Origin of the sequence: Yersinia aldovae 670-83 (genome assembly GCF_000834395.1) — a bacterium.
GTDB lineage: Bacteria > Pseudomonadota > Gammaproteobacteria > Enterobacterales > Enterobacteriaceae > Yersinia > Yersinia aldovae.
Genome location: NZ_CP009781.1, coordinates 4,099,848 through 4,125,013 on the forward strand (window position 1 = coordinate 4,099,848; position 25,166 = coordinate 4,125,013).

The window sequence follows — 25,166 nt, forward strand, 5'->3', positions numbered from 1 at the left end:
CGTTCTGGAAGTTGCGGGGTGTTAGCTGCGCTTTCTCAGCCGAATCACTTAATTTATGTAAGCTCATCGGAATTTGGGCGCTGGCTGTCTACCTGCAACGTCAAGTTCTTTGGGTATATAACGTTCATAGGTATTGTTTGCCGGAGATCCCGCGAACAGTTACCGGTATGAACAGTTAGAATGTAACGGTTTTTCAGCGAATACCTGAAATTTAGCGGCGGAGTATAACATGGGTGAATGCATCGCGATATAAACCCTCAGTTACTCAGCCGCGATACAAACCTTGTAACTCAATATATCGCTGTACCGCGCGTGGTAGCAGGTCATCGCAGCTTTCGCCGTTATGTCGCCGGCGGCGAATATCGGTTGCCGAAATATCCAATAAAGGTGTATCTGCCAGATAGATTGCGCCATGTGGCCGTTGGCTTAACGCTTGCGGGCCAAAGACGCGATGAACGTCAAGCCACTGCTGTAGCGCCGGTGTTTCCATCGTTTGTGAATAACCGGGCCGGGCGCAGACCAGCAAATGACAAACATCCAACAGTGATTGCCAACGGTGCCATTTATGCAGTGTCAATAATGAATCCTGCCCAATGATAAACGCTAAGGGCAGTTCGGCACCACGTTCTTTACGTAGGTTTTCTAAGGTATCGATGGTGAATGATGGGTTATCACGTAATAGCTCGCGTGCATCGACACTGAACAGTGGGTTATCGGCGACGGCTAATTCCACCATCTTGAGTCGCTGCTGTGCATTGGCCTCCGGTTGGGGGCGATGAGGTGGAACGTGATTCGGCAGTAAAATAATGTGTTTCAGACCGACTTGCTGAGCCAAGGCTTCAACCGGTTTTAAATGCCCGTAATGGATGGGATCAAATGTACCGCCGAACAGGGCATGTAGCGTGCGAGTCGGGGATGTATTAGGCATCAAAAAAACTCTCAGGTAATGTTTTTCCACACATCAGCATAGATAAGGTTTCTAACTCAGGCCAGATTGATTGACCGTAATCCTGTTTCAGGCGAATTTCCATTCGTGTTAGCAAATGAACCGCTTGTTGCAGTTGTTGCAGCGTAAGACGTTGCAGCGCTTGAGTCATCATTGGACGACGATTTTGCCAGACCTTAAATTGATCAAACAAAGATCGTAATGGAACCTGATCCATCCGGCGCTTAAGTGTGAGCAGTAATAGCAGTTCACGCTGTAGGGTGCGCAGCAAAATAACCGGTTCACTCTCTTCTAGTTGCAGTTGTTGCAAAATATGCCATGCACGTTTGCTCTTGCCCGCCAGCAATGCATCCAGCCAGTGATAAGGCGTGAAATGCGCTGCGTCATTGACTGCTTGCTCCACTCTGGGCAGCGTCAGTTTGCCGTCAGGGTAGAGCAGTGACAACCGCTCTAATGCCTGTGATAGCGCCAGCAAGTTACCTTCGTAGCAGTAACAAAGTAGCTGTGTTGCGGCATCGTCGACTTCCAGGTTGAGGAGCTTGGCGCGGGCACTTACCCAGCGGGGAAGCTGAGTCTGTTCCGGCGTCTGGCAACTGACCAATACGCCATTCTTGCTAAGGGCTTTGAACCAGGCACTGTTCTCCTGTGCTTTGGTCAGCTTGTTGGCGCGTAAAATCAACAAAATATCCGGATGCAACAAACTGGATAATTTGACTAACTGTTCGTTCATTGGGGCGGTCAAGCCACTTTCTGGGAAGTTAAGCAGCAGTGTCTGGCGACTGGCAAATAAACTCAGCGCCTGACATAAACTAAAGATAGTGTCCCATTCGGTGTGAGCATCCAATGTAACGCTGAAATGCTCGCTAAAATCGTGTTGTGACGCAACGTGGCGAATGTGGTCCTGACTTTCCTGTAACAGCAATGGCTCGTTGCCACATAACAGATAACAAGCACGCAGCCCCTCATGGAGCTGCGTGACAAGTTGTTCAGGGTAAATTCGGATCATTGGGCCGGGGTACTGACTACGGGTTTGCCGATATTAATTTCTTTAACTGCGGCGGTACCGCTTACCTTATTGCCACCAAGTGGTTTGACGCCCTCTTCCTGCACATTTTTTACTTCTGCCGCATGAACTGCCAGCAACTGACGCACTAACTGCTGGGCCGCTTGATCACGCATTTCTTGGCGCAGAACCTCTGCTTCAGCATCTTTCGCCAGTGCGGTCAGCGGGTTATCGAAGAATGTGCGGAAAATATTGACCTGCAACGGGTAAATATCATGGCCTGGAATCAATACCTGAGCTTGCACATGCAATACCAACTGATACTCTGCCGTCACACCGTTTTGGAAGATAGACACGGTGTCCTGATTTTCGGATGAACCGATAATCCGCAGTGTGGGTAAGTCTTTACGCATCGGATCATCAACAATAGTGACGTTGTTTAAACGTAATTGTTGACGTACCGCGCGGGTCAGCGGGCCATAAGGATCGCCACTTTCCAGCAATAGTTTTTGCAGTTCAGATGGCACCTGAGTGGTACCGCGCAGATTAAAGCCACAGCCAGCGGTGACCAGCACCGCCAACCCCAGCAACAGCGTCAGAATACGATGTCGCACAACTCCTCCTTGTCTTAACCCACAACCAGGTTAAGCAGTTTGCCAGGGACATAGATTACTTTACGCACAGTAACCCCATCCAGGTATTTAGCCACCAGGTGTTCCTGACCAGCACGTTCACGCACTTGCTGTTCAGTGGCATCGGCAGGCACCGTAATGCGGCCACGTACTTTACCATTAACCTGCACGACCACTAATTTAGAGTCTTCAATCATCGCTTGTTCATCAGCGATCGGCCACGGTGCGGTATCAATATCACCTTCTCCACCCAACGCCTGCCACAAGGTGAAACAGATATGAGGGGTGAATGGATAAAGCATCCGCACCACTGCCAGTAATGCTTCTTGCAACAGAGCGCGGTCTTGCTCGGTTTCCTGCGGCGCACGGCCTAACTTGTTCATTAGCTCCATCACCGCAGCAATCGCGGTGTTGAAGGTTTGGCGGCGGCCCACGTCATCTGTAACTTTGGCGATTGTTTTGTGCAAATCACGACGCAGGGATTTTTGCTCTTCTGTCAGGCTGGCAATATCCAGTGGTGCTGTTGCCCCTTTTGCGGTGCTTTCAAACACCAGACGCCAGACACGTTTCAGGAAGCGGTTCGCTCCTTCAACACCTGACTCTTGCCATTCCAGCGTCATTTCTGCCGGTGAAGCAAACATCATAAACAGACGTACGGTATCGGCACCGTATTTCTCTACCATGATTTGCGGGTCGATACCGTTATTTTTCGATTTCGACATTTTGCTCATGCCAGCGTAAACCAGTTCATGACCTTCGGCATCAGTCGCTTTAATGATACGCCCTTTTTCATCACGCTCGACAATAGCATCTACTGGCGAAACCCAAACACGTTCACCGCCAGTCCCTGTGTAGTAGAAGGCATCAGCCAGAACCATACCTTGACATAACAGGCGTTTGGCTGGTTCATCTGAATCAACCAAACCTGCGTCACGCAGCAATTTGTGGAAGAAGCGGAAGTACATCAGGTGCATGATGGCGTGTTCGATACCACCAACATACTGATCAACCGGCAGCCAGTAGTTCGCGGCGGCAGGATCGAGCATCCCTTCGTCAAATTGCGGGCAGGTATAGCGCGCGTAATACCATGATGATTCCATAAAGGTATCGAAGGTATCGGTTTCACGCAGGCCCGGCATCCCGTTAACGGTGGTTTTAGCCCACTCAGGATCAGCCTTGATTGGGCTGGAAATACCATTCATCACCACATCTTCTGGCAGGATAACCGGCAGTTGGTCTTCTGGCGTTGGCACCACCGTGCCGTCTTCCAGCGTCACCATTGGGATTGGTGCGCCCCAATAACGTTGGCGAGACACACCCCAGTCACGCAAACGATAGTTGACTTTACGCTGACCAACCCCCAGTGCGACCAGTTTGTCGGCAATGGCATTAAAGCCATCTTCATAATTCAGGCCATCAAACTCACCGGAGTTGAACAGGGTGCCTTTTTCGGTCATGGCTTCCTGACTTAAGTCAGGCTCGCTGCCATCAGCGGCTAAAATAACCGGTTTGATTGGCAGGTTGTATTTGGTAGCAAATTCCCAATCACGGGCATCGTGGCCTGGAACTGCCATTACCGCACCGGTGCCGTAATCCATCAAGACGAAGTTAGCGGCCCAGATGGGTAGCTTCTCGCCAGTGAGTGGATGGATGACATACAGGCCAGTGGCCATGCCTTTTTTCTCCATCGTTGCCATTTCAGCTTCGGCAACTTTGGTATTACGGCATTCGGCAACAAAATCGGCCAGTGTGGGTTGAGTCGCAGCGGCTTGCAACGCCAGTGGGTGACCGGCCGCAACGGCTACGTAGGTCACCCCCATAAAGGTGTCCGGGCGGGTGGTGTAAACTGAGAGTTTCTCTTCGCTATCCGCGACATCAAAAACAATGTCGACCCCTTCAGAGCGGCCAATCCAGTTGCGCTGCATGGTCTTAACTTGTTCTGGCCAGCTTTCCAGCGTATCCAGATCGTTGAGCAACTGATCAGCATAATCAGTGATTTTGATAAACCACTGTGGGATCTCTTTGCGTTCAACTTTGGTATCACAGCGCCAGCAGCAGCCGTCGATCACTTGTTCGTTAGCCAGTACCGTCAGGTCATGTGGGCACCAGTTAACCGCAGCGGTCTTTTTATAGACCATGCCTTTTTCATATAATTTGGTGAAGAACCACTGTTCCCAACGGTAATAATCCGGTTTACAGGTGGCAATCTCGCGATCCCAATCGTAGCCGAAGCCCAGTAGTTTCAACTGGTTCTTCATGTATTCGATATTGTCGTAAGTCCACGGCGCAGGAGCGGTGTTATTTTTTACCGCAGCGCCCTCAGCCGGCAGGCCAAACGCATCCCAACCAATGGGTTGTAGGACGTTTTTACCCAGCATTCGCTGATAGCGGGAGATCACGTCGCCGATGGTGTAGTTGCGAACATGCCCCATATGCAGACGCCCTGAAGGGTATGGCAGCATAGATAGGCAGTAATATTTTTCTTTGCTCGCGTCTTCAGTGACTTTAAAAGTTTGCTTCTTCTGCCAGTGAAGCTGTACTTGCGTTTCGATATCTTCTGGGCGGTATTGCTCTTGCATGGCGGCCGGTGGTCCTATAGTGAAAAACAGCTACGCCTGTAGCATCATCTGTTTCATTACATAAAGAGAGATCCGCATAGCATAGCTGATAAGCGGCAGGCGCAACAACACTCAGCGTCCCCCTAAAGGGTTTTTCTGCGCAGTGGATGGCAGAAATAGCCAAAGTAAGGGGATAACCACCTGATGTTCGCATGACTTCAGTCATTTACGACTAAAATAATTAACGATAGCTTTAATGTAGGCACCCAGAAAAACCAGGCAACGGGAACTAAAAACATAAAAACAGGCGAAAAGTTAGCCTTATAACTATGTTGTATTAGCATGATTTGCTTTATTACAAACCGTGGATCGAGGAGACAGTATGAACAAGGTAGCTCAATATTATCGTGAGTTAGTAACATCACTGACCGAACGCTTGAAAAATGGTGAACGTGATATCGATAAGCTGGTGGATAGCGCCGAGCAGCGGCTGGATGCTGTTGAAGAGTTAACTCGCAGTGAGGTTGAGCAGATAATTCAGGCGGTGCGCCGCGATTTGGAAGAGTTTGCCCGCAGTTATGCAGAGAGCAAAGATGAGTTCAGCGACAGCGTATTCATGAGAGTAATTAAAGAAAGCCTGTGGCAGGAACTGGCTGATATCACCGACAAGACTCAATTAGAGTGGCGTGAAGTGTTTAAAGACGTCAGTCATCATGGGGTTTATCACAGCGGAGAGGTTGTGGGGCTGGGCAATTTAGTGTGCGAAAAATGCCACTATCATCTGGCTTTCTATACGCCAGAAGTGCTGCCGCTCTGCCCTAAATGCGGGCACGACCAATTCAATCGCCGGCCATTCCAGCCTTAATATTTGCGAAATATTATCAACCCCTCTCAAGATAGAGAGGGGCGAAAGGCAATCAGTGCAGGATTTTCGCCAGGAAGTCTTTGGCGCGGTCTGATTTAGGGTTGTTGAAGAAATCATCTTTGTTGCTGTCTTCAACGATTTTGCCTTCATCCATAAAAATAACCCGGTTTGCCACTTTGCGGGCAAAGCCCATTTCGTGGGTCACCACCATCATCGTCATCCCTTCCTGTGCCAGTTTGACCATCACATCCAACACTTCGTTGATCATTTCCGGATCAAGTGCCGAGGTGGGTTCGTCAAACAGCATGGCGATCGGGTCCATGCACAGAGCGCGGGCGATGGCGACACGCTGCTGCTGGCCGCCCGACAACTGAGACGGGAATTTATCCGCGTGGGTTGTCAGACCGACACGCTCTAGCAGTTTCAGCCCTTTCTCTCGTGCTTGTGCTTTGTCGCGCTTTAGCACTTTGACTTGCGCCAGTGTCAGATTTTCGATAATAGACAAATGTGGGAACAGCTCGAAATGCTGAAACACCATGCCAACTTTGGAGCGCAGTTGTGCCAGATTGGTCCCTTTATCATTAACGGTAATGCCATTGACGGTGATGTCTCCTTTTTGAATGGGTTCCAGCCCATTAACCGTTTTGATTAAGGTTGATTTACCTGAACCAGAAGGGCCGCAAACCACCACGACCTCACCTTTTTTGACTTCGGTGGTGCAGTCAGCCAGCACCTGAAAGTGACCATACCACTTAGAAACATTCTTCAGGGAAATCATCAAACAGTCCTTTTCTTCAAATAGTTAACCAGCATCGACGCGGCAATGCTGATAACAAAATAAACCAAACCGGCAAACAGTACCATTTCGACTTGAGTACCGTCACGCTCGCCGATGGTGGTGGCGGTACGGAAGAAATCAGCCAGGCTAAGGACATAGACCAGTGACGTATCCTGGAATAACACGATCCCCTGAGTTAGCAGTAGCGGCACCATGGCACGAAAAGCCTGCGGCAGAATAACCAACCGCATTGACTGGCCGTGAGTCATGCCGAGCGCCAATGCAGCAGCAGATTGGCCACGGGAGATACTCATGATCCCGGCGCGGATAATCTCTGAGTAATAAGCCGCTTCAAACAGCGAAAAGGCTACCATGGCAGAGATCAGGCGAATATCAGTTTTTGGTGATAAGCCCAGCACATTTTGTAATAAGCTCGGCACCACCAGATAAAACCACAGCAATACCATCACCAACGGAATAGAGCGGAACACGTTGACATATGCGGTGGCAAACCAACTGACAGCTTTAATCGGCGACAGGCGCATCACCGCCAGAACGGTTCCCCAGAGAATCCCGAACACGATAGCCGTGACGGTTATCTTGGCGGTAACAACCAGCCCTTGCAGCAGATAAGGCATACTGGGGCCGATAGAACTCCAATCAAATTCGTACATTATTTACTCCCCAGATTGCCGGGTAACTGCACTTTCTTTTCAACCAATCGCATCAACAACATGATCACGGCGTTGATTAATACATAACCAAGAGTGATGGCTGTGAAGGATTCATAAGCATGTGCTGAGTAATCCAGCAGCTTACCGGCTTGTGCCGCCATATCTACCAGCCCGATGGTGGACGCAATCGCTGAATTTTTTACCAGGTTAAGCATTTCTGAGGTCATCGGAGGAATAATCACCCGATAAGCATTCGGCAGCAGAACATAACGGTAAGTTTGTGGCAGGGTTAAGCCCATTGCCAATCCCGCGGCTTTTTGACCACGCGGCAGTGATTGGACCCCGGCACGGACCTGTTCGCACACGCGGGCGGCGGTGAATAAGCCAAGGCACATCATTGATGAGAGGAAGAACTGTATATTGGGGTCCAGCTCACTCTTAAACCACATACCAATATCTACTGGCAATAATTCGGGTATTACCAGATACCAGGTAAAGAATTGCACAATTAATGGCACGTTACGGAACAGTTCTACGTAACATGTTCCAATGCCTGACAAAAGGCGATTGGGCACCGTTCTTAAGATGCCAAACAAGGAACCGACAAAGAAAGCGATGACCCATGCGCACAGTGATAAGGCGACAGTGACCTGAAAACCAGACCATATCCAGCCGAAATAGGTGGTATTGCCGAAGGGGGCCGCTTGCAGAAAAATGCCCCAGTTCCAGTCTATTGACATAACAAACTCCCTTAAAAGGATGGATAAGCCATCCTGATGACTGATGATTTAATGCGTTGGGACCACGCGAGGGAAACAAAAAAATGCGGAGTGGGGAACGGCCACCCCGCATCCTGTCTTTACCCTGCATCGTTCAAATTGCAGATGTGTTGGCTGCCTTTGTTCACCTGAATCACTTATTTGCATAAGCCCATCAGGATTCTCTTGCTTGCCGCCTTCCTGCACTCTGAAATCTATTGGGTATCTCCCATCGGCCCATCATCAATCGAATTGGGCGGGCCGTGCCCGCCCTGATTATTATTGTTAGTTCAATGCTTTATCGTTAGGGGCTTTGAACAGCGCCTTCATTTCGTCAGACAATGCGAAATTCAGGTTAAGATTTTTCGGTGGAATTGGGTTTTTAAACCAGCGGTCGAAGGATTTCTCCGCCACACCTGAGGTTTGTGCCGTAGCAATGGTTTCATCCATCAGCGTTTTAAAGGCTGGATCGTTTTTACGCAACATGCAGCCGTAAGCTTCCTGGGATTGCGCGGTACCAACGATATCCCATTGATCTGGTTTCTTGGCCTTGGCGCGTTCGCCTGCCAACAGCGCATCATCCATCATAAAGGCCACTGCACGGCCACTTTCCAAGGTACGGAAAGAGTCGCCGTGGTCTTTGGCGCTGATGATGCGCATGTCCATTTTGTCTTTTTCGTTCAGTTTGTTTAGCAGCACTTCAGAGGTGGTGCCAGAAGTTACAACCACCGCTTTACCGGCCAGGTCTTTGAAGTCTTTAACTTCAGTGCCTTTTTTGGTCAGCAAACGGGTGCCAACCACAAAAATAGTATTAGAGAACGCGGCTTGTTGCTGGCGCTCCAGGTTATTGGTAGTGGAACCACACTCGAAGTCAAACGTGCCGTTTTGCAGCAATGGAATACGGTTTTGCGAGGTAATCGGGATCAGTTTGACTTGCAGGTCTGGCGCATTAAGTTTTTTCTTAACCGCCTCCACGATCACGTTGGAGTAATCTTGTGAATAACCAACCACTTTCTGTTGATTATCATAATAAGAGAATGGAACGGAAGACTCTCGGTGGCCCACAACGATAACGCCACTGTCTTTAATCTTCTTCAGTGTGTCCGAGGACACTTCAGCTTTCGCTGCCGGTTGTGTTGCCGCTTCTTCTGCTTGCGCTACATTACTTGCCATCCCGGCTAACAGTAACGCTAACGCCAATTTACGCATTTGCATGGTCCAACTCCTTTGCGGTTGTTTTATTGCTCAATGTTGTGATGTTAAAAAATCGTAATGTGAAAATCGCCTTACATCGTCTTATTAGTTCTGTTAGTGCTCCGACGCTTCGTGGGCGAACGAGGGATTTTCGCTGTTACTTGTATCAGATTATCTTTATAAAATAGCTAATTGTTACGTAAGTGCTGAATAAATGTTTGTTTTTTGAGACTCAAATCGCACCAAATAGAGGCAATAAAACACAACTGCACTCTCGTGGTGCGGGGTAAGCCCTGTAAATGTGCAAGCTAATAAGGGTAATTTCAGATTCAAAAGCGGCGTTTGCCTAAAACCCGCACAAAGCTTAATGCCAAACCCAAGGATGGCGGGTTTAAACCGCCAACTAACACCATAGGGTTATAAACAATGCAAGGTCTGTGCCAGTAATGGCTGAAATGGAGGAATATAGCCCTGATATAACAGGGCTATAAGCTATCAATGGGGCGTGTTTCGTCAGTTGCCAAAGGCGACTTTAATGATGGGTTAACTCAGTTGCTGGTTATTGATAGCCAGATGAGCTTTAAACACTTCCAGCGCCGTAGGTACGCTCTCTTTACCGGCATGTTTTTCTGGGTTCCACAGGTCTGCAAAGGTAATTGCGCGGCCACAGTGAATAAAAACTTCATCAACTTCAATCACTAATACACTCCGTGCAGGGTGACCATTTTGGCTAAAACGTTCACAAAGCTCAGGATCGACCGAGATCTTCGCACGGCCATTCACCCGAAAACCCTCAGCCCAGTTAGGGATCAGGAACAAGATGCCGATAGCGGGGTTATGCAGCAGATTGCGAATACCATCCAGGCGATTATTCCCTGGGCGGTCAGGTAGCATTAGCGTGTTACGGTCTTCCACATGAATAAAACCAGGCTCGCCGCCTTTCGGGGAGCAGTCGATTCCATTGATGCCGATCGTGCCCAGCACCGCGAAAGGGGCCGCCGCGATAAGTTTTTTGCCGTAATCATCAATGTGATCTATCTGTTTCTTCAATACCGTTTCAAAAGGGGAGGCGTAGTGCTCGCTTAATTGAGCTTCGCTGGTGAGGATAAATTCAGGCTTCAGTGACATAAGGCTCTCAAGATGAACGGGCATGAAGAGAACATGCCCGAATATTACGTTATTTTTTATCGAAACGACCACGGATCACGCACAACAGGGTGAACGCACCCAGAACCAGCGTGATAATCCACATCGGCCACGAGCCAAAACGGGCATAAGGGGTGACGCCGGTAGTCGGTGTAACCTTAACTTCCAGCACCTGTTGCGTAAATTGTGGGATCTGCGCCAGCACTTCTCCACTAGGCCCAACGGCGGCAGTGATGCCATTATTGGTACTGCGTAGCAGAGGGCGGCCCAATTCAAGCGCACGCATACGTGCCATTTGGAAATGTTGCCACGGCCCGATGGAGTGGCCGAACCAGGCATCATTCGAGATGGTCAGCAGGAAGTTGGTATCCGGGCGGAAGTTATCGCGCACTTGCTGGCCCAACACGATTTCATAGCAAATGGCGGCAGTCAGGTTGAATCCGGCCACATTGAGCTGTGGTTGAACATAGTCACCCCGGCTGAATGTTGACATAGGCAAATCAAACAGCGGTGCCAAGGGGCGTAACAGTGACTCTAGCGGCACAAACTCACCAAATGGCACCAGATGATGTTTGCTGTAACGGTTTTGAGTCGGATAGTGGTAAGGCTCTTTATCTCCCAACACGATTATGCTGTTGAAGAAGTGGTAACCTTTGCCCTCAGGACGCCGCCGGGCATCGACAATACCGGTGATAAGGTTGCTGTGATTGGCTCGCATCAGGTCGTCAACCATTGTCAGGAAGCCGGTTTGATCGGTTTCAATATCAGGGATGGCAGATTCAGGCCAGATAATGATCGGGGCTTTGCCCATAAACGGGCGGGTTTCATCCAGATAGACTTGCAGAGTTGAGAGCAGGACTTTAGGGTCCCACTTCATTGATTGCGCGATATTACCTTGCACCATCGCCACCTTGACGGCTCTTTCAGGCTCCGGTGTGAACCATTGAACCTGACGCAACGGCCACGGCAATAACAACAATGCGAGGGCGATTACCGCCGCACTCACACGACGTTGATAACAGGCATAAACCAACAACCCACTGATTGCCATCAACATAAAGGTGATGCCATCGACGCCAAGGATGGGAGCAATCCCCCGCAGTGGGCCGTTAATTTGGCTGTAACCAAATTGCAACCACGGGAAGCCGGTCAATACCCAGCCGCGCAGGAATTCAGTCAGTTGCCACAACACCGGTGCAGCAATCGCCAGCCGCCACCAGGTGGCTTTGGGGCACAATCGGGCCAATAAACCGGCGAACAGCATGGTGTAGAGCGAGAGATATGCCGCCAGTAAGACCACCAGGAAGATATTCACCGCCGTCGGCATACCACCAAACTCGGAGATACTGACGTACACCCAGTTGGTGCCGCTACCAAACAGCCCCATTCCCCAACAAAAACCGATAAAAATAGCTTGTTTGGTGGTGCGGTTCAATGTCAGGCTCAGTAAGCCAAACAGTGAAACAATGGCCGCAGGCCAACTATCAAATGGCGAATAGGCCAGCGTACCGCAGGCACCAAACAATAGCGCCAGCGGGGCGCGAACCCACTGGCGTTGGAGATATGAAGCAATAGGCATCGAGAATTTATTCTTCCAATTTGGGTTGCGGAGCGTCATCCGGGATTGTCACATGAACCTGGATGATACGTCGGCTATCTGCCATCGCAACTTTAAATAAGTAACCTTCAATTTTAATGGTTTCACCGCGAGCAGGTAAATGACCAAACGCCTGCATCACCAAACCACCGACCGTATCGACCTCATCTTCACTGAAATGAGTAGTGAACACATCATTAAAATCTTCAATTTGTGTCAGCGCACGAACGGTATAGGTATGCTTGCTGAGTTGACGCACATCGCGGTCTTCTTCATCGTCATACTCATCTTCTATTTCGCCCACGATCAGCTCAAGAATATCTTCAATGGTCACCAGCCCTGAAACGCCGCCAAACTCATCAATGACAATTGCCATATGATAGCGCTGGGAACGAAACTCCTTTAGCATCCGATCAACGCGCTTACTTTCTGGCACAACAACCGCCGGCCGTAAGACTTTATCAATGCTGAATGGCTCGGAGTCGGTGCGCATAAACGGCAGCAAGTCCTTCGCCATCAGAATACCTTCAATGTGATCTTTATCTTCGCTAATCACCGGAAAGCGGGAGTGAGCAGATTCAATAATGGCATCCAGACACTCATCCAGCGTTTGATTACGCTTTAGTGTGACCATTTGGGAACGGGGGATCATGATGTCCCGCACGCGCTGCTCGGCGATATCCATCACGCCCTCCAGCATGTCACGGGTATCGGGATCGATCAGATCGTTTTGTTCAGAATCACGGATAAGCTCTACCAAATCACCACGGTTCTTAGGTTCACCGTGAAATAACTGGTTAAGGATAAGAGTAAAGAACCCTTTCTTGGGACTGGGGCTATCGTTGTTTTGTGAGTGGTCGTCGCTCATGGCGTTTTAGTTAAGTTTACCCATATGAAATTAAATGTTATCGGCAGTGGTAAATTCACACCGCCAACAGTTTTTTGCCTCATTAACTGGCATTATAACACCCGGTATGATGGGCTTATTCGGGGTCTTTCTCTGAAATATACGGATCCGGATAGCCCAGACTTTGCATGATTTCAGTCTCAATCGACTCCATTTCTTCAGCTTCATCGTCAACGATGTGATCATACCCTAGCAGATGGAGACTGCCGTGAACAACCATATGCGCCCAATGGGCTAATAGTGCTTTCTCTTGTTCGATGGCTTCTTGCTCAACCACTTGGCGACAAATGATTAAATCACCTAATAGTGGCAATTCAATTTCAGGCGGAGCCTCAAAAGGAAAAGATAAGACGTTGGTTGATTTATCTTTACCGCGATAGGTTAGGTTCAACTCATGGCTTTCCGCGTCATCCACTAAGCGGATGGTGACTTCGGCGACGTCCTGAAATTGAGGTAATACCGCCTCTAGCCAGCGTTGAAAATCGGCCTCTGTGGGCAGACCCTGGCTATCAGCGCAGGCAATTTGTAAATCGAGAATAACCTGGCTCACGGAGCCTCCTGCTCAGACGGGGTATGATTTTCCCGCTTACGTTGTTCGGCAATTGCCTCTTTGCGTTTCTGTTCTGCCGCTTCCCAGGCTTCATAAGCAATGACCACGCGAGCAACCACCGGGTGGCGCACCACATCTTCACTGTGGAAGAAGTTAAAACTCAGCTCTTTGACCTCAGAGAGCACTTCGATGGCGTGGCTCAGGCCAGATTTCTGATGACGTGGCAAGTCAGTTTGTGTGATATCACCGGTAATCACCGCTTTAGAGTTGAAGCCCATGCGGGTCAGGAACATTTTCATCTGTTCGATGGTGGTGTTCTGGCTTTCATCTAAAATGATAAACGCATCATTCAGTGTCCGTCCTCGCATATAGGCCAGCGGAGCCACTTCAATCACATTGCGTTCAATCAGTTTTTCAACCCGCTCAAAACCGAGCATTTCAAATAGCGCGTCATAAAGCGGGCGCAGGTAAGGATCGACTTTTTGGCTGAGGTCACCGGGTAAGAAGCCCAGTTTTTCACCGGCTTCAACGGCGGGGCGCGTCAGGAGAATACGGCGTACATTCTGGCGCTCCAGTGCATCAACGGCTGCGGCCACTGCCAGATAAGTTTTACCGGTGCCGGCAGGGCCGATACCGAAAGTAATATCATGGTCGAGAATATTGGCGATGTATTGCGCCTGATTGGGCGTGCGAGGCTTGACCATACCGCGCTTGGTGCGAATGTTTACGGCGTTTCCGTAATCCGGCACACTCTCGGCCGTTTGCTCTAACACGCGACTTTCTTTCACCGCAAGGTGAATCGCTTCGGGATCGATATCGGGGATAACACCGCGAATCGGAGCAGTATCAACATACAGATGGCGCAGGATATCAGCCGCTGCAACCACACAGATATTCTTACCGACTAACTTAAAACGGTTATCACGGCGATTAATTTCAATTCCTAATCGGCGCTCTAACTGTTTGATGTTGTCATCAAAAGGGCCACACAGACTCAGCAGACGCTGATTATCGGCAGGTTCCAGCAAGATTTCTTGTGTCACGACGTGCAAATTGTTTCTCTGAGTCACTGCGTTCCTCTGGGTCACATTGTATGATTCACTTATATATCATTAATCATACATGTCATTTGAAAATTATTCATGGCATGAGCGTGCTCGCCAAATAAAACAGGCAATGCCGTGCCTGCGCAGACGCACTTAAGTATATATTGGTGCGAGTTACAGGAATTCAAGGTTGGTAAAGCCCGACACCAATCTCATTTTCTTTACGGGTACGGGCAATTACCGATTGCGGTGATTCATGAATGCGCAAGTCCATTTGGCCTTCGGTACGCAGCAAAGCCCCGCGCAACGAGCTGGCATAAACATCGACAATCTCGACATCAACAAATTTACCCATCAGTTCCGGCGAACCTGCAAAATTGACGACCCGATTATTTTCCGTGCGCCCAGCCAGTTCCATCACATTTTTACGCGATGTGCTTTCGACCAGAATTCGTTGCACAGTGCCGACCATTTCACGGCTGATGCCCATTGCTTGCTGAGTAATGCGTTGTTGCAGGGTATGCAGCCGCTGCTTTTTCTCTTCTTCGCTGACATTATCGGGCAATTCTGCCGCTGGTGTGCCGGGGCGTGGAGAGTAAATAAAGCTGTAGCTGGTATCGAAACCAATATCTGCCACCAGTTTCATGGTTTGCTCGAAATCTTGCTGAGTTTCACCGGGGAAACCGATAATAAAATCAGAACTTATCTGGATATCGGGCCGTGCCTGACGCAGTTTACGGATAATCGCTTTGTATTCCAGTGCAGTATGAGTGCGTTTCATCATTGTCAGGATGCGATCAGAACCACTTTGCACCGGCAGATGCAGAAAGCTCACCAACTCTGGCGTATCGCGATACACTTCAATAATATCATCAGTAAATTCAATCGGATGGCTGGTAGTGAAACGTATTCTGTCAATGCCATCAATAGCAGCAACCAGCCGCAATAATTCGGCAAAACTACAGATGTCACCCTCATAAGTTGCGCCACGATAAGCATTTACATTCTGACCAAGTAGATTCACTTCCCGCACACCCTGAGCCGCTAATTGCGCGATTTCAAACAGAATATCGTCACATGGGCGGCTGACTTCCTCGCCACGGGTGTATGGCACCACGCAAAAAGTGCAATATTTGTTGCAGCCTTCCATGATGGAGACAAATGCAGTCGGGCCTTCAGCTCGTGGTTCTGGCAGCCGGTCAAACTTTTCAATTTCCGGAAAACTGATATCCACCACCGGGCTGTGAGTGCCTTGTACGTGGTTAATCATTTCCGGCAAACGGTGCAGAGTCTGCGGCCCAAAAATGACATCAACGCAAGGTGCGCGCAGGCGTAAATGCTCACCTTCTTGCGACGCGACACACCCGCCAACCCCGATGATCAGATTAGGATTCTTTTCTTTCAGTAATTTCCAGTGGCCGAGCAGACTGAATACTTTTTCTTGCGCTTTTTCGCGAATTGAACAGGTATTCAGTAGCAGTAAATCGGCTTCTTCCGGGATCGCCGTTAACTGGTAACCGTGGGTGCTGGCCAGCAAATCTGCCATTTTAGATGAATCATATTCATTCATCTGGCAGCCCCAGGTTTTGATATGCAGTTTTTTTGTCATTAAGTCATTCATCATCAAAATCACATCGCTCGGTGCGGTGCTCCACGTTGTTAGCCAGGCGCAAAGGCTCAGTAGTTAAGGGGTATTGTAGTCATTTGGCGTTGCGATGACCACCGCAGAACAACTTACTTATCCTGTTGAATGATGAAAAATCCGGTACACTTAGCGCAAACAAAACGCTTGCCGGTGCAGGTGTTATTTTAACTTTTAAAACATGGCGAAAATGAATAAAACGCAACCAAATTATGATGTTGTGGTCGTGGGTGGTGGCATGGTAGGTGCTGCCGCTGCATTGGGATTGGCACAACAGGGTTGGTCCGTTGCCGTACTGGAGCATGAAGCCCCCGCACCATTTGACACCGAGAGTACGCCTGATTTACGCGTCTCAGCCATTGGCTGCACTTCGGTGTCATTGCTAAAGCAACTTGGTGCTTGGGCGCGGGTGCAACAGATGCGTTATGCCCCTTATCGTCGATTGGAAACCTGGGAGCAGCCAGGGTCACAGGTGGTATTTGATGCGGCATCACTGTCGCTGCCTGAACTGGGCTTTATGGTTGAAAACCGTGTTTTGCAGTTAGCGTTATGGCAACAGATGGCTGAATGCCCTAATTTGACGCTGCTGTGCCCGTCACGGCTGCAAAGCATGATCAGAGTAGATGAGTGCTGGAATATCACATTAGAGGCTCAACAAGAGATACAGGGCCGTTTAGTGGTGGGGGCCGATGGTGCGAATTCGTTAGTACGGCGGTTGGCGGGGATTGGCACCAGCGGTTGGCAGTATCGCCAGTCCTGCATGTTAATCACGGTCGAAACCGATAGCGCTCAACAAGACACCACCTGGCAGCAGTTCTTCCCAACAGGCCCACGAGCGTTCTTGCCACTGTTTGATAACTGGGCATCCTTGGTCTGGTACGACAGCCCGCAGCGTATCCGCCAGCTTCAGGCCATGCCAATGGCACAACTGAATCAAGCCATTGCAGCGGCATTTCCGTCTCGTTTGGGCGCTGTTAACGCCATTGCCGCAGGGTCTTTCCCGCTGGTTCGACGTCACGCCCAGCACTATGTACAGCCGGGTTTGGTATTACTGGGGGATGCGGCCCATACCATCAATCCGCTGGCTGGGCAGGGGGTTAATTTGGGGTATCGCGATGTGGATGCGTTGTTGGACGTACTTCATCAGGCGCGTGAGTTAGCGCAACCGTGGTATAGCGAGCAGGTGTTACTCCGTTATCAGCGCCGCCGCCGTACCGATAATATGATGATGCAAAGTGGCATGGATCTGTTTTATACCGCATTCAGTAATGACCTGCCTCCAGTGAAATTTGTGCGTAACCTGGCGTTGATGGCCGCCCAACGCGCGGGCAAGTTGAAAGAGCGTGCATTGAGGTATGCATTAGGGCTGTAGAGATTGTAATCACTTGTCGCCAGGGGCGTTGTTTTCTGGCGGCCGCGGGCGCGCTGCTTCTTTCTTTTTTTGTTGAAAAGCAAAACGCAAATTCCATCGCCGCGAACAAGCCAAATCCCAAAACGCAAAAAGCCCGCCGAAGCGAGCTTTTCTAAATTTGGCTGGGGTACGAGGATTCGAACCTCGGAATGCTGGAATCAGAATCCAGTGCCTTACCGCTTGGCGATACCCCAAAAGATGGTGGCTACGACGGGAATCGAACCTGTGACCCCAGCATTATGAGTGCTGTGCTCTAACCAGCTGAGCTACGTAGCCATCTTTAAATCTTTAACTTTGGGAAATTGTATGGCTGGGATACCAGGATTCGAACCTGGGAATGCCAGGATCAAAACCTGGTGCCTTACCGCTTGGCGATATCCCAACTGAAATACAATTCTTTATACTGATTTAGCACGATCAAGACACAACGTCCGTCTAACAGTATTCCATTTCAAAGAAATGGCTGGGATACCAGGATTCGAACCTGGGAATGCCAGGATCAAAACCTGGTGCCTTACCGCTTGGCGATATCCCATCTACTGTGACAACCGATAAAAATGGTGCGGGAGGCGAGACTTGAACTCGCACACCTTGCGGCGCTAGAACCTAAATCTAGTGCGTCTACCAATTTCGCCACTCCCGCATACATGAAAAAAGATGGTGGCTACGACGGGAATCGAACCTGTGACCCCAGCATTATGAGTGCTGTGCTCTAACCAGCTGAGCTACGTAGCCATCTTTTTTCTGCACAACCTTCATCGGCGTTGCGGGGCGCATTATGCGTATATGGCCGAATTGCGTCAACTAATTTTTTCCCAAAAAAGCGCTGAAAGGGTTCGTTTGTGTGGTGAGTGAACAGTCTGGTGATTAAAGCAGCAGTTATCTTGATTAATTGTTGAATTTGCCAGCAAAAGACAAGGCCACCCGAGGGTGGCCTTGAGAGTCCGACAGGGCAGGCAGGCAGACTCGTGCCATACCATCATTTTCGATTATTTATAAGCGTCCTGATGCACACCAACAGCACGTCCTGAAGGATCATCCATACTTTTGAATGATTCATCCCATTCAATAGCTTTAGCCGATGAACAAGCCACTGATGGGCCACCAGGCACACACTCAGCCGCACTCGGCAGTGGGAATAGCTCTTCAAAAATTTCGCGATACAAGTAACCCTCTTTAGAGGATGGCGTATTGTACGGGAAGCGGAAGTGAGCAGTTTCCATTTGTTGATCAGTCACTTGCTCTGCGGCTTTCTCTTTTAATGTGTCAATCCAACTGTAACCGACACCATCGGAGAATTGCTCTTTCTGACGCCATGCGACGCTATGCGGTAGGTAGGATTCAAAACATTCCCGCAGGACATGTTTTTCCATTTTACCGTTACCGCACATTTTGTCTTGTGGGTTGATGCGCATCGCAACATCAAGGAAGTTCTTATCCAGGAACGGTACGCGGGCTTCAACCCCCCAGGCAGACATGGCTTTGTTGGCGCGGGCGCAGTCATACATATGCAGAGCCAGCAACTTACGGACCGTTTCTTCATGTAATTCTTTGGCGTTTGGTGCTTTGTGGAAATAGAGGTAACCGCCGAACACTTCATCGGAACCTTCACCAGACAGCACCATTTTGATGCCCATCGCTTTGATTTTACGTGACATCAAGTACATCGGCGTTGAGGCGCGGATGGTGGTGACATCATAAGTTTCAATGTGATAAATCACATCGCGGATGGCATCCAGACCTTCCTGCACGGTGAAGTGAATTTCATGATGCACCGTGCCCAGATGGTTTGCCACTTCTTGCGCGGCACGTAAATCCGGTGAACCAATCAGCCCAACAGCAAAGGAGTGCAGTTGTGGCCACCAGGCCTCACTGCGTTCGTCATCTTCTACCCGGCGCGCGGCAAATTTTTTGGTAATGGCAGAAATAACCGAGGAATCCAAACCGCCAGACAGCAGCACACCGTAAGGCACGTCGGACATCAAGTGACTTTTAACCGCATCTTCTAATGCGTTTGCCAGCTCCACTTTATCGGTAACGTTGTCTTTAACATTATCGAAATCAAACCAATCACGATGATAATATTCGCGAATTTCCCCATCCTGACTCCACAGATAGCTGCCAGCCGGGAATTCTTTAATGGTGCGGCAAACCGGAACCAGTGCCTTCATTTCAGAAGCGACAAACATGTTGCCGTTCTCATCATGGCCCATATACAGCGGGATAATACCCAGATGGTCGCGGCCAATCAGGTAAGCATCTTTTTCTGTATCGTATAGGACGAAAGCGAACATGCCTTGCAGGTCATCGAGGAACTCAGACCCTTTTTCCTGATACAGCGCCAGAATGACTTCACAGTCAGATCCGGTCTGGAATTCATAACGGTCACCATATTGCTGACGGAGTGCCTGATGATTATAAATTTCACCGTTAACTGCCAGAATGTGCGTGTGAGCCGCATTAAGCAGGGGCTGAGCACCGGTATTGACGTCAACGATAGACAAACGCTCATGGGCGAGAATAGCTTTATCGTTAGCCCACACGCCTGACCAGTCCGGGCCGCGGTGGCGCATTAAACGTGACATTTCCAGCGCTTTTTTGCGTAACTCAATGGGGTCGGTTTTAAGGTCGAGAACCCCGAAAATAGAACACATAATAATCTCCCTAACTTCTCTGCTTTGGCGGTGATGAGGTGCAGTTATCTGAATGATTTATAAACCTGATGCAAAAAACACGCCAATTTATCGTGTGCCGAATTCACCGCTATAGCGAACTTTCTCATGAGAACATATACCCAAAGCACTTGGAGTTGCAGGTAGGCGGCCAGCAAGCAAATCCCAATGAGCTTACTCAAGTAAGTGATTTGGGGGAGTGCGCGCAGCTAACGCCCCTGTAGCTTTAAGGATGAGGGGTATAAAAGAAAATGCGCCAAAACAGGGCGTAATGGCAAGAAACTTTGGTGCACCGCACCAAAAAAGGGAGTGGCGACCGGAGCCGCCAACAGAGATCAGATAATATTGATATCAACCACAGAGGGGAAGATGTGGTTCGGGCGGAACGGCATGGCTTCAACATCTGTCAACGTCGAGACACCGGATAGCACCAGAATCGTTTTCAAACCGGCCTGGAAACCGGCCAGAATATCAGTGCGCAGGTTATCACCCACAATGACGGTGCTTTCTGAATGGGCATGCATTTTATTCAGTGCGGCGCGAATGATCCACGGACTGGGTTTACCGACATAAAAGGGTTTGCGGCCAGAGATTTTCTCTATCGGGGCGCATAATGCGCCACAGGCTGGTGCAAATCCATGACCGTGACTATCCGGATTGGTGGCAATAAAGCGCGCACCGTTGGCGACGAAATAGGCCGCTTTATGCATCATATCCCAATTATAAGAGCGGGTTTCACCGACAATCACAAAATCAGGATTGATATCAGTGATAGTAAAGCCAGCCTTATATAATTCGTGTACTAGTGCGCCTTCTCCTACTACATAGGCTTTTTTGCCTTCCTGATTGCGCAGGAAATCGGCGGTGGCCATTGCAGAGGTATAAAAGGCACTTTCTGGTACATCTAACCCGGCAGAGCTGAAGCGGTTAGCCAGATCCTGCGCGGTTTGTGATGGGTAGTTGGTGAGAATAACCAGCGGCATTCCGGCTTCTTGAATCCGGGCCAGGAAATCATTAGCACCAGGAATTGCAATATTGTCATGTAACAGCACACCATCGATATCGCAAATAACACTTTTAATTGTCATTGTTTAAATTACTCTTTTAGCCGCAGCAATGAGTCACTATAACATGGCAGATTGCGAAACTAACCCTGCCACTTTCTTATCTTTACTCGGCCCATCCATCGGTCTCGCCTCTACCATGCCGCTGCGAGCCGCGTTCAAATCTGCTCCCGGCAGATTTATCACCCGAATCATTGTTTGGCATCAACTCATCGGGATTATTGACCCTACGGGCCAGCGCAGGCGCTGCTCAACATGGTTTATAACCCATTTGTCTTGCGCTTGCCGCCTTCCTGCAACTCGAGTTATTGAGAATATATAGGAATTAGTTTTCCAGCAGACGTTGTAGCAAAACGCCGTTCAACATGGCGCGTTTAGCCAGCGCGAAGGCACCGATTGCTGACTGGTGATCTAGCTGTGACGTGACGATAGGCAGATTCTGGCGGAAGTTTTTCAATACTTGCGTATTAATACAACTCTGAATGGCGGCCAACAGAATTTTCTCGGCTTCGATAATTTCCCCCGCAATGACCACTTTTTGCGGATTAAATAAGTTGATCGCAATTGAGATGGCTTTGCCCAGGTAGCGGCCGACATGTTCAATCACTTCAACCGCCAGCAGGTCACCCCGGTTAGCGGCTTTACAGATGGCGGCGATATGGCAATCATCTAACGTCAGTTTGCTCGGATAGCCCTGCGTGAGCAGGTGGCGCACCCGGTTTTCAATCGCGGCATTGGATGCCACGGTTTCGAGGCAACCAAAATTGCCGCAATAGCAGCGCTCACCCAGCGGATCAATTTGAATATGGCCGATTTCTCCGACATTACCGTTGCTGCCTAAAAATATTTGGCTGTTAACAATGATACCGGCACCGGTGCCGCGGTGCAGGCGAACCAGAATAGAATCCTCACAGTCACGGGTTGCACCAAAGTAGTGCTCGGCCAGCGCCAGACTGCGAATATCGTGACCAACGAAGCTGGTAACATTAAAACGATTTTGCAGATTTTCGACTAATGGCCAGTTGTTGACGCTGATATGTGGCATATAGCGCACGATACCTTTACTTGGCTCAACCAAACCGGGGAGGATAACGGCGATCGCAATCAGTTCATTTAATTTGCGCTGATAAGCCTCAATGAACTGACTGATAATATTGAATAGGGCGTGTTCCAGTGTTTCTTGCGTGCGTTCAGGCAGCGCATAGTGCTCTTCACCCAGCGATTTACCGCTCATATCGAACAGGGTGATAGTCGCATCGTGGCGGCCTAAACGAACAGCAACCGTGTGGAATTGACGATTTTCGGTGACTATCGATATGGCTCGGCGACCGCCGGTGGAGGCTTGTTGGTCAACTTCTTTGATAAGCCCCCGTTCCAGCAGTTGGCGGGTGATTTTGGTGACACTGGCGGGGGCTAGCTGGCTGAGGTCGGCAATTTGAATACGCGATATCGGGCCTTGTTGGTCAATTAGCCGATAAACAACAGCACCATTGAGTTGCTTAACAAGGTCCACATTACCAATTTGTGACTGTCCGCCAGTGCTCATCAATACAATTACTCGCTTATTTTAAAACCTCGTTGCCGTTAACGATGGTTTTAGTGATTTTATAATCGCGGGTAAAGGCAGTCAGGTTGGCAACTTTGCCGACTTCAATACTCCCTAACTGCTTATCCACGCCAATGGCGCGGGCCGCATAAAGTGTCGCCATACGCAGTGTTTCATCCAGCGCGATACCAACATGTTCGACGCTGTTTTGTACCGCTTCGATCATGGTCAGAGCTGAACCGCTTAAGGTGCCGTTTTCATCCACACATAAGCCATCGCGATAGTATATTGTTTTACCAGCAAAAATAAATTGATCAATTTCAGCGCCAGCCGGTGCGGTGGCATCTGTAACCAGTACCAGCTTGTCACCTTTTATGCGTTTGGCATTGCGGATATTGGCCCAGTCGACATGTAAGCCATCCGCGATTACGCCGGTATAGACTTCCGGTGTATCGAAAATTGCACCAATTAAACCTGGCTCGCGCCCTGAGATATACGGCATTGCATTATAAAGGTGCGTCGCGAAACGGATACCGGCGGCAAAGCCTTTGCGGGCTTGCGGGTAAGTGGCATTCGAGTGACCGGCAGAGACCAGAATGCCAGCCTCGGTCAATTGATGAATATATTTAGCGTCAACCATTTCTGGTGCCAGAGTGAGCTTGGTAATCACATCGGCATTGGCACACAGATAATCAATCATTTCAGCACTGGGTTTACGGATAAACGCCGGGTTATGGGTGCCTTTTTTCTGTGGGCTGATATAAGGCCCTTCCAGATGCAGGCCTATAGCCTGATGCTGGTTATTTTGCAGATATGAGCGCATGACATCAACGCCGTGCTTCATATATTCATCACTGCAAGTAATCAGTGTCGGCAGGAAGCTGGTACATCCTGACTTTTCATTCGCGCGCTGCATAATTTCCAGCGTCTTTTCGCTGATGGCTTCAAGTGAATCATTGAATTGCACACCACCGCAGCCATTCAACTGCACATCAATAAAACCGGGGGCCAGAATGGCACCACCCAAGTCGCGTACCTCAATGCCAGCCGGAAGTTCATCGGCAGGACAGATACGTTCGATCAATCCGTTAGCCACGATAACAGCGTGATTATCCAGTACTTCATGGCTGGTATAAATACGGCCGTGAGTTAAAGCGTACATCTTAGCCCCCTGATGACTATTACAGATCTTTGATGTTTTCGGCTTCCAGTTCGTGGAAGTATTTTACGGTTTTAACCTTTAATTCCATCGTTGAAGGTTCATCACACACCATGATGGCTTTGGCATGTAGTTGCAGGCAACTGATGGTCCACATGTGGTTGATACTCCCTTCGACCGCCGCTTGCAAGGCTTGTGCTTTACCACGGCCAGTCACCAGAATCATCACTTCTTCTGCATCCAACAGAGTGCCCACACCTACAGTAAGTGCATATTTCGGCACGCGGTTTGCATAACCCCCAAAGAAACGTGAATTCGCGATACGGGTTTCTTCGGTCAGCGTTTTGATGCGAGTACGAGAAGCTAAAGAGGACGCCGGTTCATTAAAAGCAATGTGGCCGTCAACGCCTACGCCACCCATGAACAGGTGAATTTTGCCATAAGACTTAATCTTTTCTTCGTAACGGCGACATTCTTCATCGATATCAGGCGCATTACCATTAAGAAGATTGATGTTTTCAGCAGGGATATCCACATGACTAAAGAAGTTGCTGTGCATGAAGGTGTAATAGCTTTCCGGATGTTCTTTAGGCAGCCCGACATATTCATCCATGTTGAAGGTCACAACATTCTTGAAGCTAACTTCCCCGGCTTTATGCAGGGCAACCAGGTGCTTGTACGCCTCCATCGGTGTGCCGCCGGTTGGCAGGCCCAGTACAAACGGGCGTTCAGCCGTCGGTTTAAATGCATTGATGCGGTTAACAATATGTCTTGCGGCCCATTTACCAACTTCTGTGGTGTTTTTCAGTGGGATAAGTCTCATCTTGCACCTCTGTGATTGCGAATAGTGGCTATACTCTACGCGGTTTGAATCATTCAGCTAAGCGTAACTCAGATTTTGACTCATGCGTTGATACAATGCTTTGTTCATTTTTCGAATGATAAAATAAGTTTTGTATCATGGCTAGTGAATTGGTGCTTTTTCACTGTTTTTTGGTGACGTTTATCACAAAATAGG

The 25,166-nt window shown here is 49.2% G+C and carries 21 protein-coding genes and 6 tRNA genes; 2 read left to right on the forward strand and 25 right to left on the reverse strand.

Annotated elements, in window-relative coordinates; all coding sequences use genetic code 11:
* Positions 1-265: 265 nt before the first annotated feature.
* Genes nadD through leuS form a run of 4 tightly spaced genes read right to left on the reverse strand, consistent with a single transcriptional unit; the run spans position 266 to position 5,160 of the window.
* Positions 266-928 (reverse strand): nicotinate-nucleotide adenylyltransferase, encoded by a 663-nt coding sequence (gene nadD, locus AT01_RS18430; RefSeq protein ID WP_042548172.1) that lies wholly within the window; start codon positions 926-928, stop codon positions 266-268.
* Positions 921-1,952 carry a DNA polymerase III subunit delta gene (holA, locus tag AT01_RS18435; protein WP_042548173.1) on the reverse strand — a complete coding sequence of 344 codons (1,032 nt, stop codon included), beginning with the start codon at positions 1,950-1,952 and terminating at the stop codon, positions 921-923. The genes nadD and holA overlap by 8 nt, the downstream gene beginning before the upstream one ends.
* The gene (lptE, locus tag AT01_RS18440; protein ID WP_042548174.1) at positions 1,949-2,563 is read right to left on the reverse strand and encodes an LPS assembly lipoprotein LptE; all 615 of its coding nucleotides are present in this window, start codon (positions 2,561-2,563) and stop codon (positions 1,949-1,951) included. The genes holA and lptE overlap by 4 nt, the downstream gene beginning before the upstream one ends.
* A 14-nt stretch (positions 2,564-2,577) precedes the next feature.
* Entirely contained in the window at positions 2,578-5,160 is a 2,583-nt protein-coding gene (leuS, locus tag AT01_RS18445; protein ID WP_042548175.1) for a leucine--tRNA ligase, read from the reverse strand.
* Positions 5,161-5,521: 361 nt separating this feature from the next.
* Between leuS and AT01_RS18450 the strand changes: the two genes are divergently transcribed.
* Positions 5,522-6,004, forward strand: coding sequence for a zinc ribbon-containing protein (locus tag AT01_RS18450; protein ID WP_042548176.1), 483 nt, complete (start codon positions 5,522-5,524; stop codon positions 6,002-6,004).
* Positions 6,005-6,056: 52 nt separating this feature from the next.
* Here the strand turns inward: AT01_RS18450 and AT01_RS18455 are convergent, their stop codons facing one another.
* The 10 genes from AT01_RS18455 to miaB form a co-directional block, all read right to left on the reverse strand.
* Entirely contained in the window at positions 6,057-6,782 is a 726-nt protein-coding gene (locus AT01_RS18455) for an amino acid ABC transporter ATP-binding protein (RefSeq protein WP_042548177.1), read from the reverse strand.
* Positions 6,782-7,456 carry a glutamate/aspartate ABC transporter permease GltK gene (gltK, locus tag AT01_RS18460; protein ID WP_042548178.1) on the reverse strand — a complete coding sequence of 225 codons (675 nt, stop codon included), beginning with the start codon at positions 7,454-7,456 and terminating at the stop codon, positions 6,782-6,784. The genes AT01_RS18455 and gltK overlap by 1 nt, the downstream gene beginning before the upstream one ends.
* Positions 7,456-8,196, reverse strand: a complete 741-nt coding sequence (locus tag AT01_RS18465) for an amino acid ABC transporter permease (RefSeq protein WP_042548179.1) — start codon at positions 8,194-8,196, stop codon at positions 7,456-7,458. The genes gltK and AT01_RS18465 overlap by 1 nt, the downstream gene beginning before the upstream one ends.
* A gap of 303 nt (positions 8,197-8,499) precedes the next feature.
* On the reverse strand, positions 8,500-9,429 hold the full coding sequence (locus AT01_RS18470) for an amino acid ABC transporter substrate-binding protein (protein WP_004700787.1): 930 nt from the start codon (positions 9,427-9,429) through the stop codon (positions 8,500-8,502).
* Positions 9,430-9,951: 522 nt separating this feature from the next.
* Positions 9,952-10,536 carry an MSMEG_1061 family FMN-dependent PPOX-type flavoprotein gene (locus AT01_RS18475; protein WP_042548180.1) on the reverse strand — a complete coding sequence of 195 codons (585 nt, stop codon included), beginning with the start codon at positions 10,534-10,536 and terminating at the stop codon, positions 9,952-9,954.
* A gap of 49 nt (positions 10,537-10,585) precedes the next feature.
* Positions 10,586-12,133, reverse strand: coding sequence for an apolipoprotein N-acyltransferase (gene lnt / locus AT01_RS18480; RefSeq protein ID WP_042548181.1), 1,548 nt, complete (start codon positions 12,131-12,133; stop codon positions 10,586-10,588).
* A 7-nt stretch (positions 12,134-12,140) separates the two neighbouring features.
* On the reverse strand, positions 12,141-13,019 hold the full coding sequence (gene corC, locus AT01_RS18485) for a CNNM family magnesium/cobalt transport protein CorC (protein ID WP_042548182.1): 879 nt from the start codon (positions 13,017-13,019) through the stop codon (positions 12,141-12,143).
* A gap of 115 nt (positions 13,020-13,134) precedes the next feature.
* A complete protein-coding gene (gene ybeY / locus AT01_RS18490) occupies positions 13,135-13,608 on the reverse strand; it encodes an rRNA maturation RNase YbeY (protein WP_042548183.1) in 474 nt (157 codons plus the stop codon).
* Complete coding sequence (locus tag AT01_RS18495; RefSeq protein WP_186367564.1) at positions 13,605-14,678, reverse strand: PhoH family protein; 1,074 nt, start codon at positions 14,676-14,678, stop codon at positions 13,605-13,607. Before AT01_RS18495 ends, ybeY begins: the two co-directional genes overlap by 4 nt.
* Positions 14,679-14,838: 160 nt before the next feature.
* Positions 14,839-16,263: a tRNA (N6-isopentenyl adenosine(37)-C2)-methylthiotransferase MiaB gene (miaB, locus tag AT01_RS18500; protein ID WP_042548717.1), complete on the reverse strand. Its 1,425-nt coding sequence runs from the start codon at positions 16,261-16,263 to the stop codon at positions 14,839-14,841.
* 223 nt (positions 16,264-16,486) lie between these two features.
* Here miaB and ubiF point away from each other — a divergent pair, with 223 nt between their 5' ends.
* Entirely contained in the window at positions 16,487-17,668 is a 1,182-nt protein-coding gene (gene ubiF / locus AT01_RS18505) for a 3-demethoxyubiquinol 3-hydroxylase (protein WP_042548718.1), read from the forward strand.
* Between the two features lie 158 nt (positions 17,669-17,826).
* Here the strand turns inward: ubiF and AT01_RS18510 are convergent.
* The 11 genes from AT01_RS18510 to nagB form a co-directional block, all read right to left on the reverse strand.
* A tRNA-Gln gene (locus tag AT01_RS18510) sits at positions 17,827-17,901 on the reverse strand.
* Between the two features lie 5 nt (positions 17,902-17,906).
* Positions 17,907-17,983, reverse strand: a tRNA-Met gene (locus tag AT01_RS18515).
* A gap of 31 nt (positions 17,984-18,014) precedes the next feature.
* A tRNA-Gln gene (locus AT01_RS18520) sits at positions 18,015-18,089 on the reverse strand.
* A 78-nt stretch (positions 18,090-18,167) separates the two neighbouring features.
* Positions 18,168-18,242 (reverse strand) — tRNA-Gln (locus tag AT01_RS18525).
* Positions 18,243-18,265: 23 nt separating this feature from the next.
* Positions 18,266-18,350: transfer RNA gene (locus tag AT01_RS18530), tRNA-Leu, on the reverse strand.
* A gap of 15 nt (positions 18,351-18,365) precedes the next feature.
* Positions 18,366-18,442: transfer RNA gene (locus AT01_RS18535), tRNA-Met, on the reverse strand.
* A gap of 254 nt (positions 18,443-18,696) precedes the next feature.
* The gene (gene asnB, locus AT01_RS18540) at positions 18,697-20,361 is read right to left on the reverse strand and encodes an asparagine synthase B (protein ID WP_042548184.1); all 1,665 of its coding nucleotides are present in this window, start codon (positions 20,359-20,361) and stop codon (positions 18,697-18,699) included.
* A 353-nt stretch (positions 20,362-20,714) separates the two neighbouring features.
* Complete coding sequence (locus AT01_RS18545; protein WP_042548185.1) at positions 20,715-21,467, reverse strand: HAD-IIA family hydrolase; 753 nt, start codon at positions 21,465-21,467, stop codon at positions 20,715-20,717.
* 301 nt (positions 21,468-21,768) lie between these two features.
* Complete coding sequence (gene nagC / locus AT01_RS18550; RefSeq protein WP_042548186.1) at positions 21,769-22,989, reverse strand: DNA-binding transcriptional regulator NagC; 1,221 nt, start codon at positions 22,987-22,989, stop codon at positions 21,769-21,771.
* 16 nt (positions 22,990-23,005) lie between these two features.
* A complete protein-coding gene (gene nagA, locus AT01_RS18555) occupies positions 23,006-24,151 on the reverse strand; it encodes an N-acetylglucosamine-6-phosphate deacetylase (RefSeq protein ID WP_042548187.1) in 1,146 nt (381 codons plus the stop codon).
* A gap of 19 nt (positions 24,152-24,170) precedes the next feature.
* Positions 24,171-24,971 carry a glucosamine-6-phosphate deaminase gene (gene nagB / locus AT01_RS18560; protein WP_042548188.1) on the reverse strand — a complete coding sequence of 267 codons (801 nt, stop codon included), beginning with the start codon at positions 24,969-24,971 and terminating at the stop codon, positions 24,171-24,173.
* Positions 24,972-25,166 lie beyond the last annotated feature (195 nt).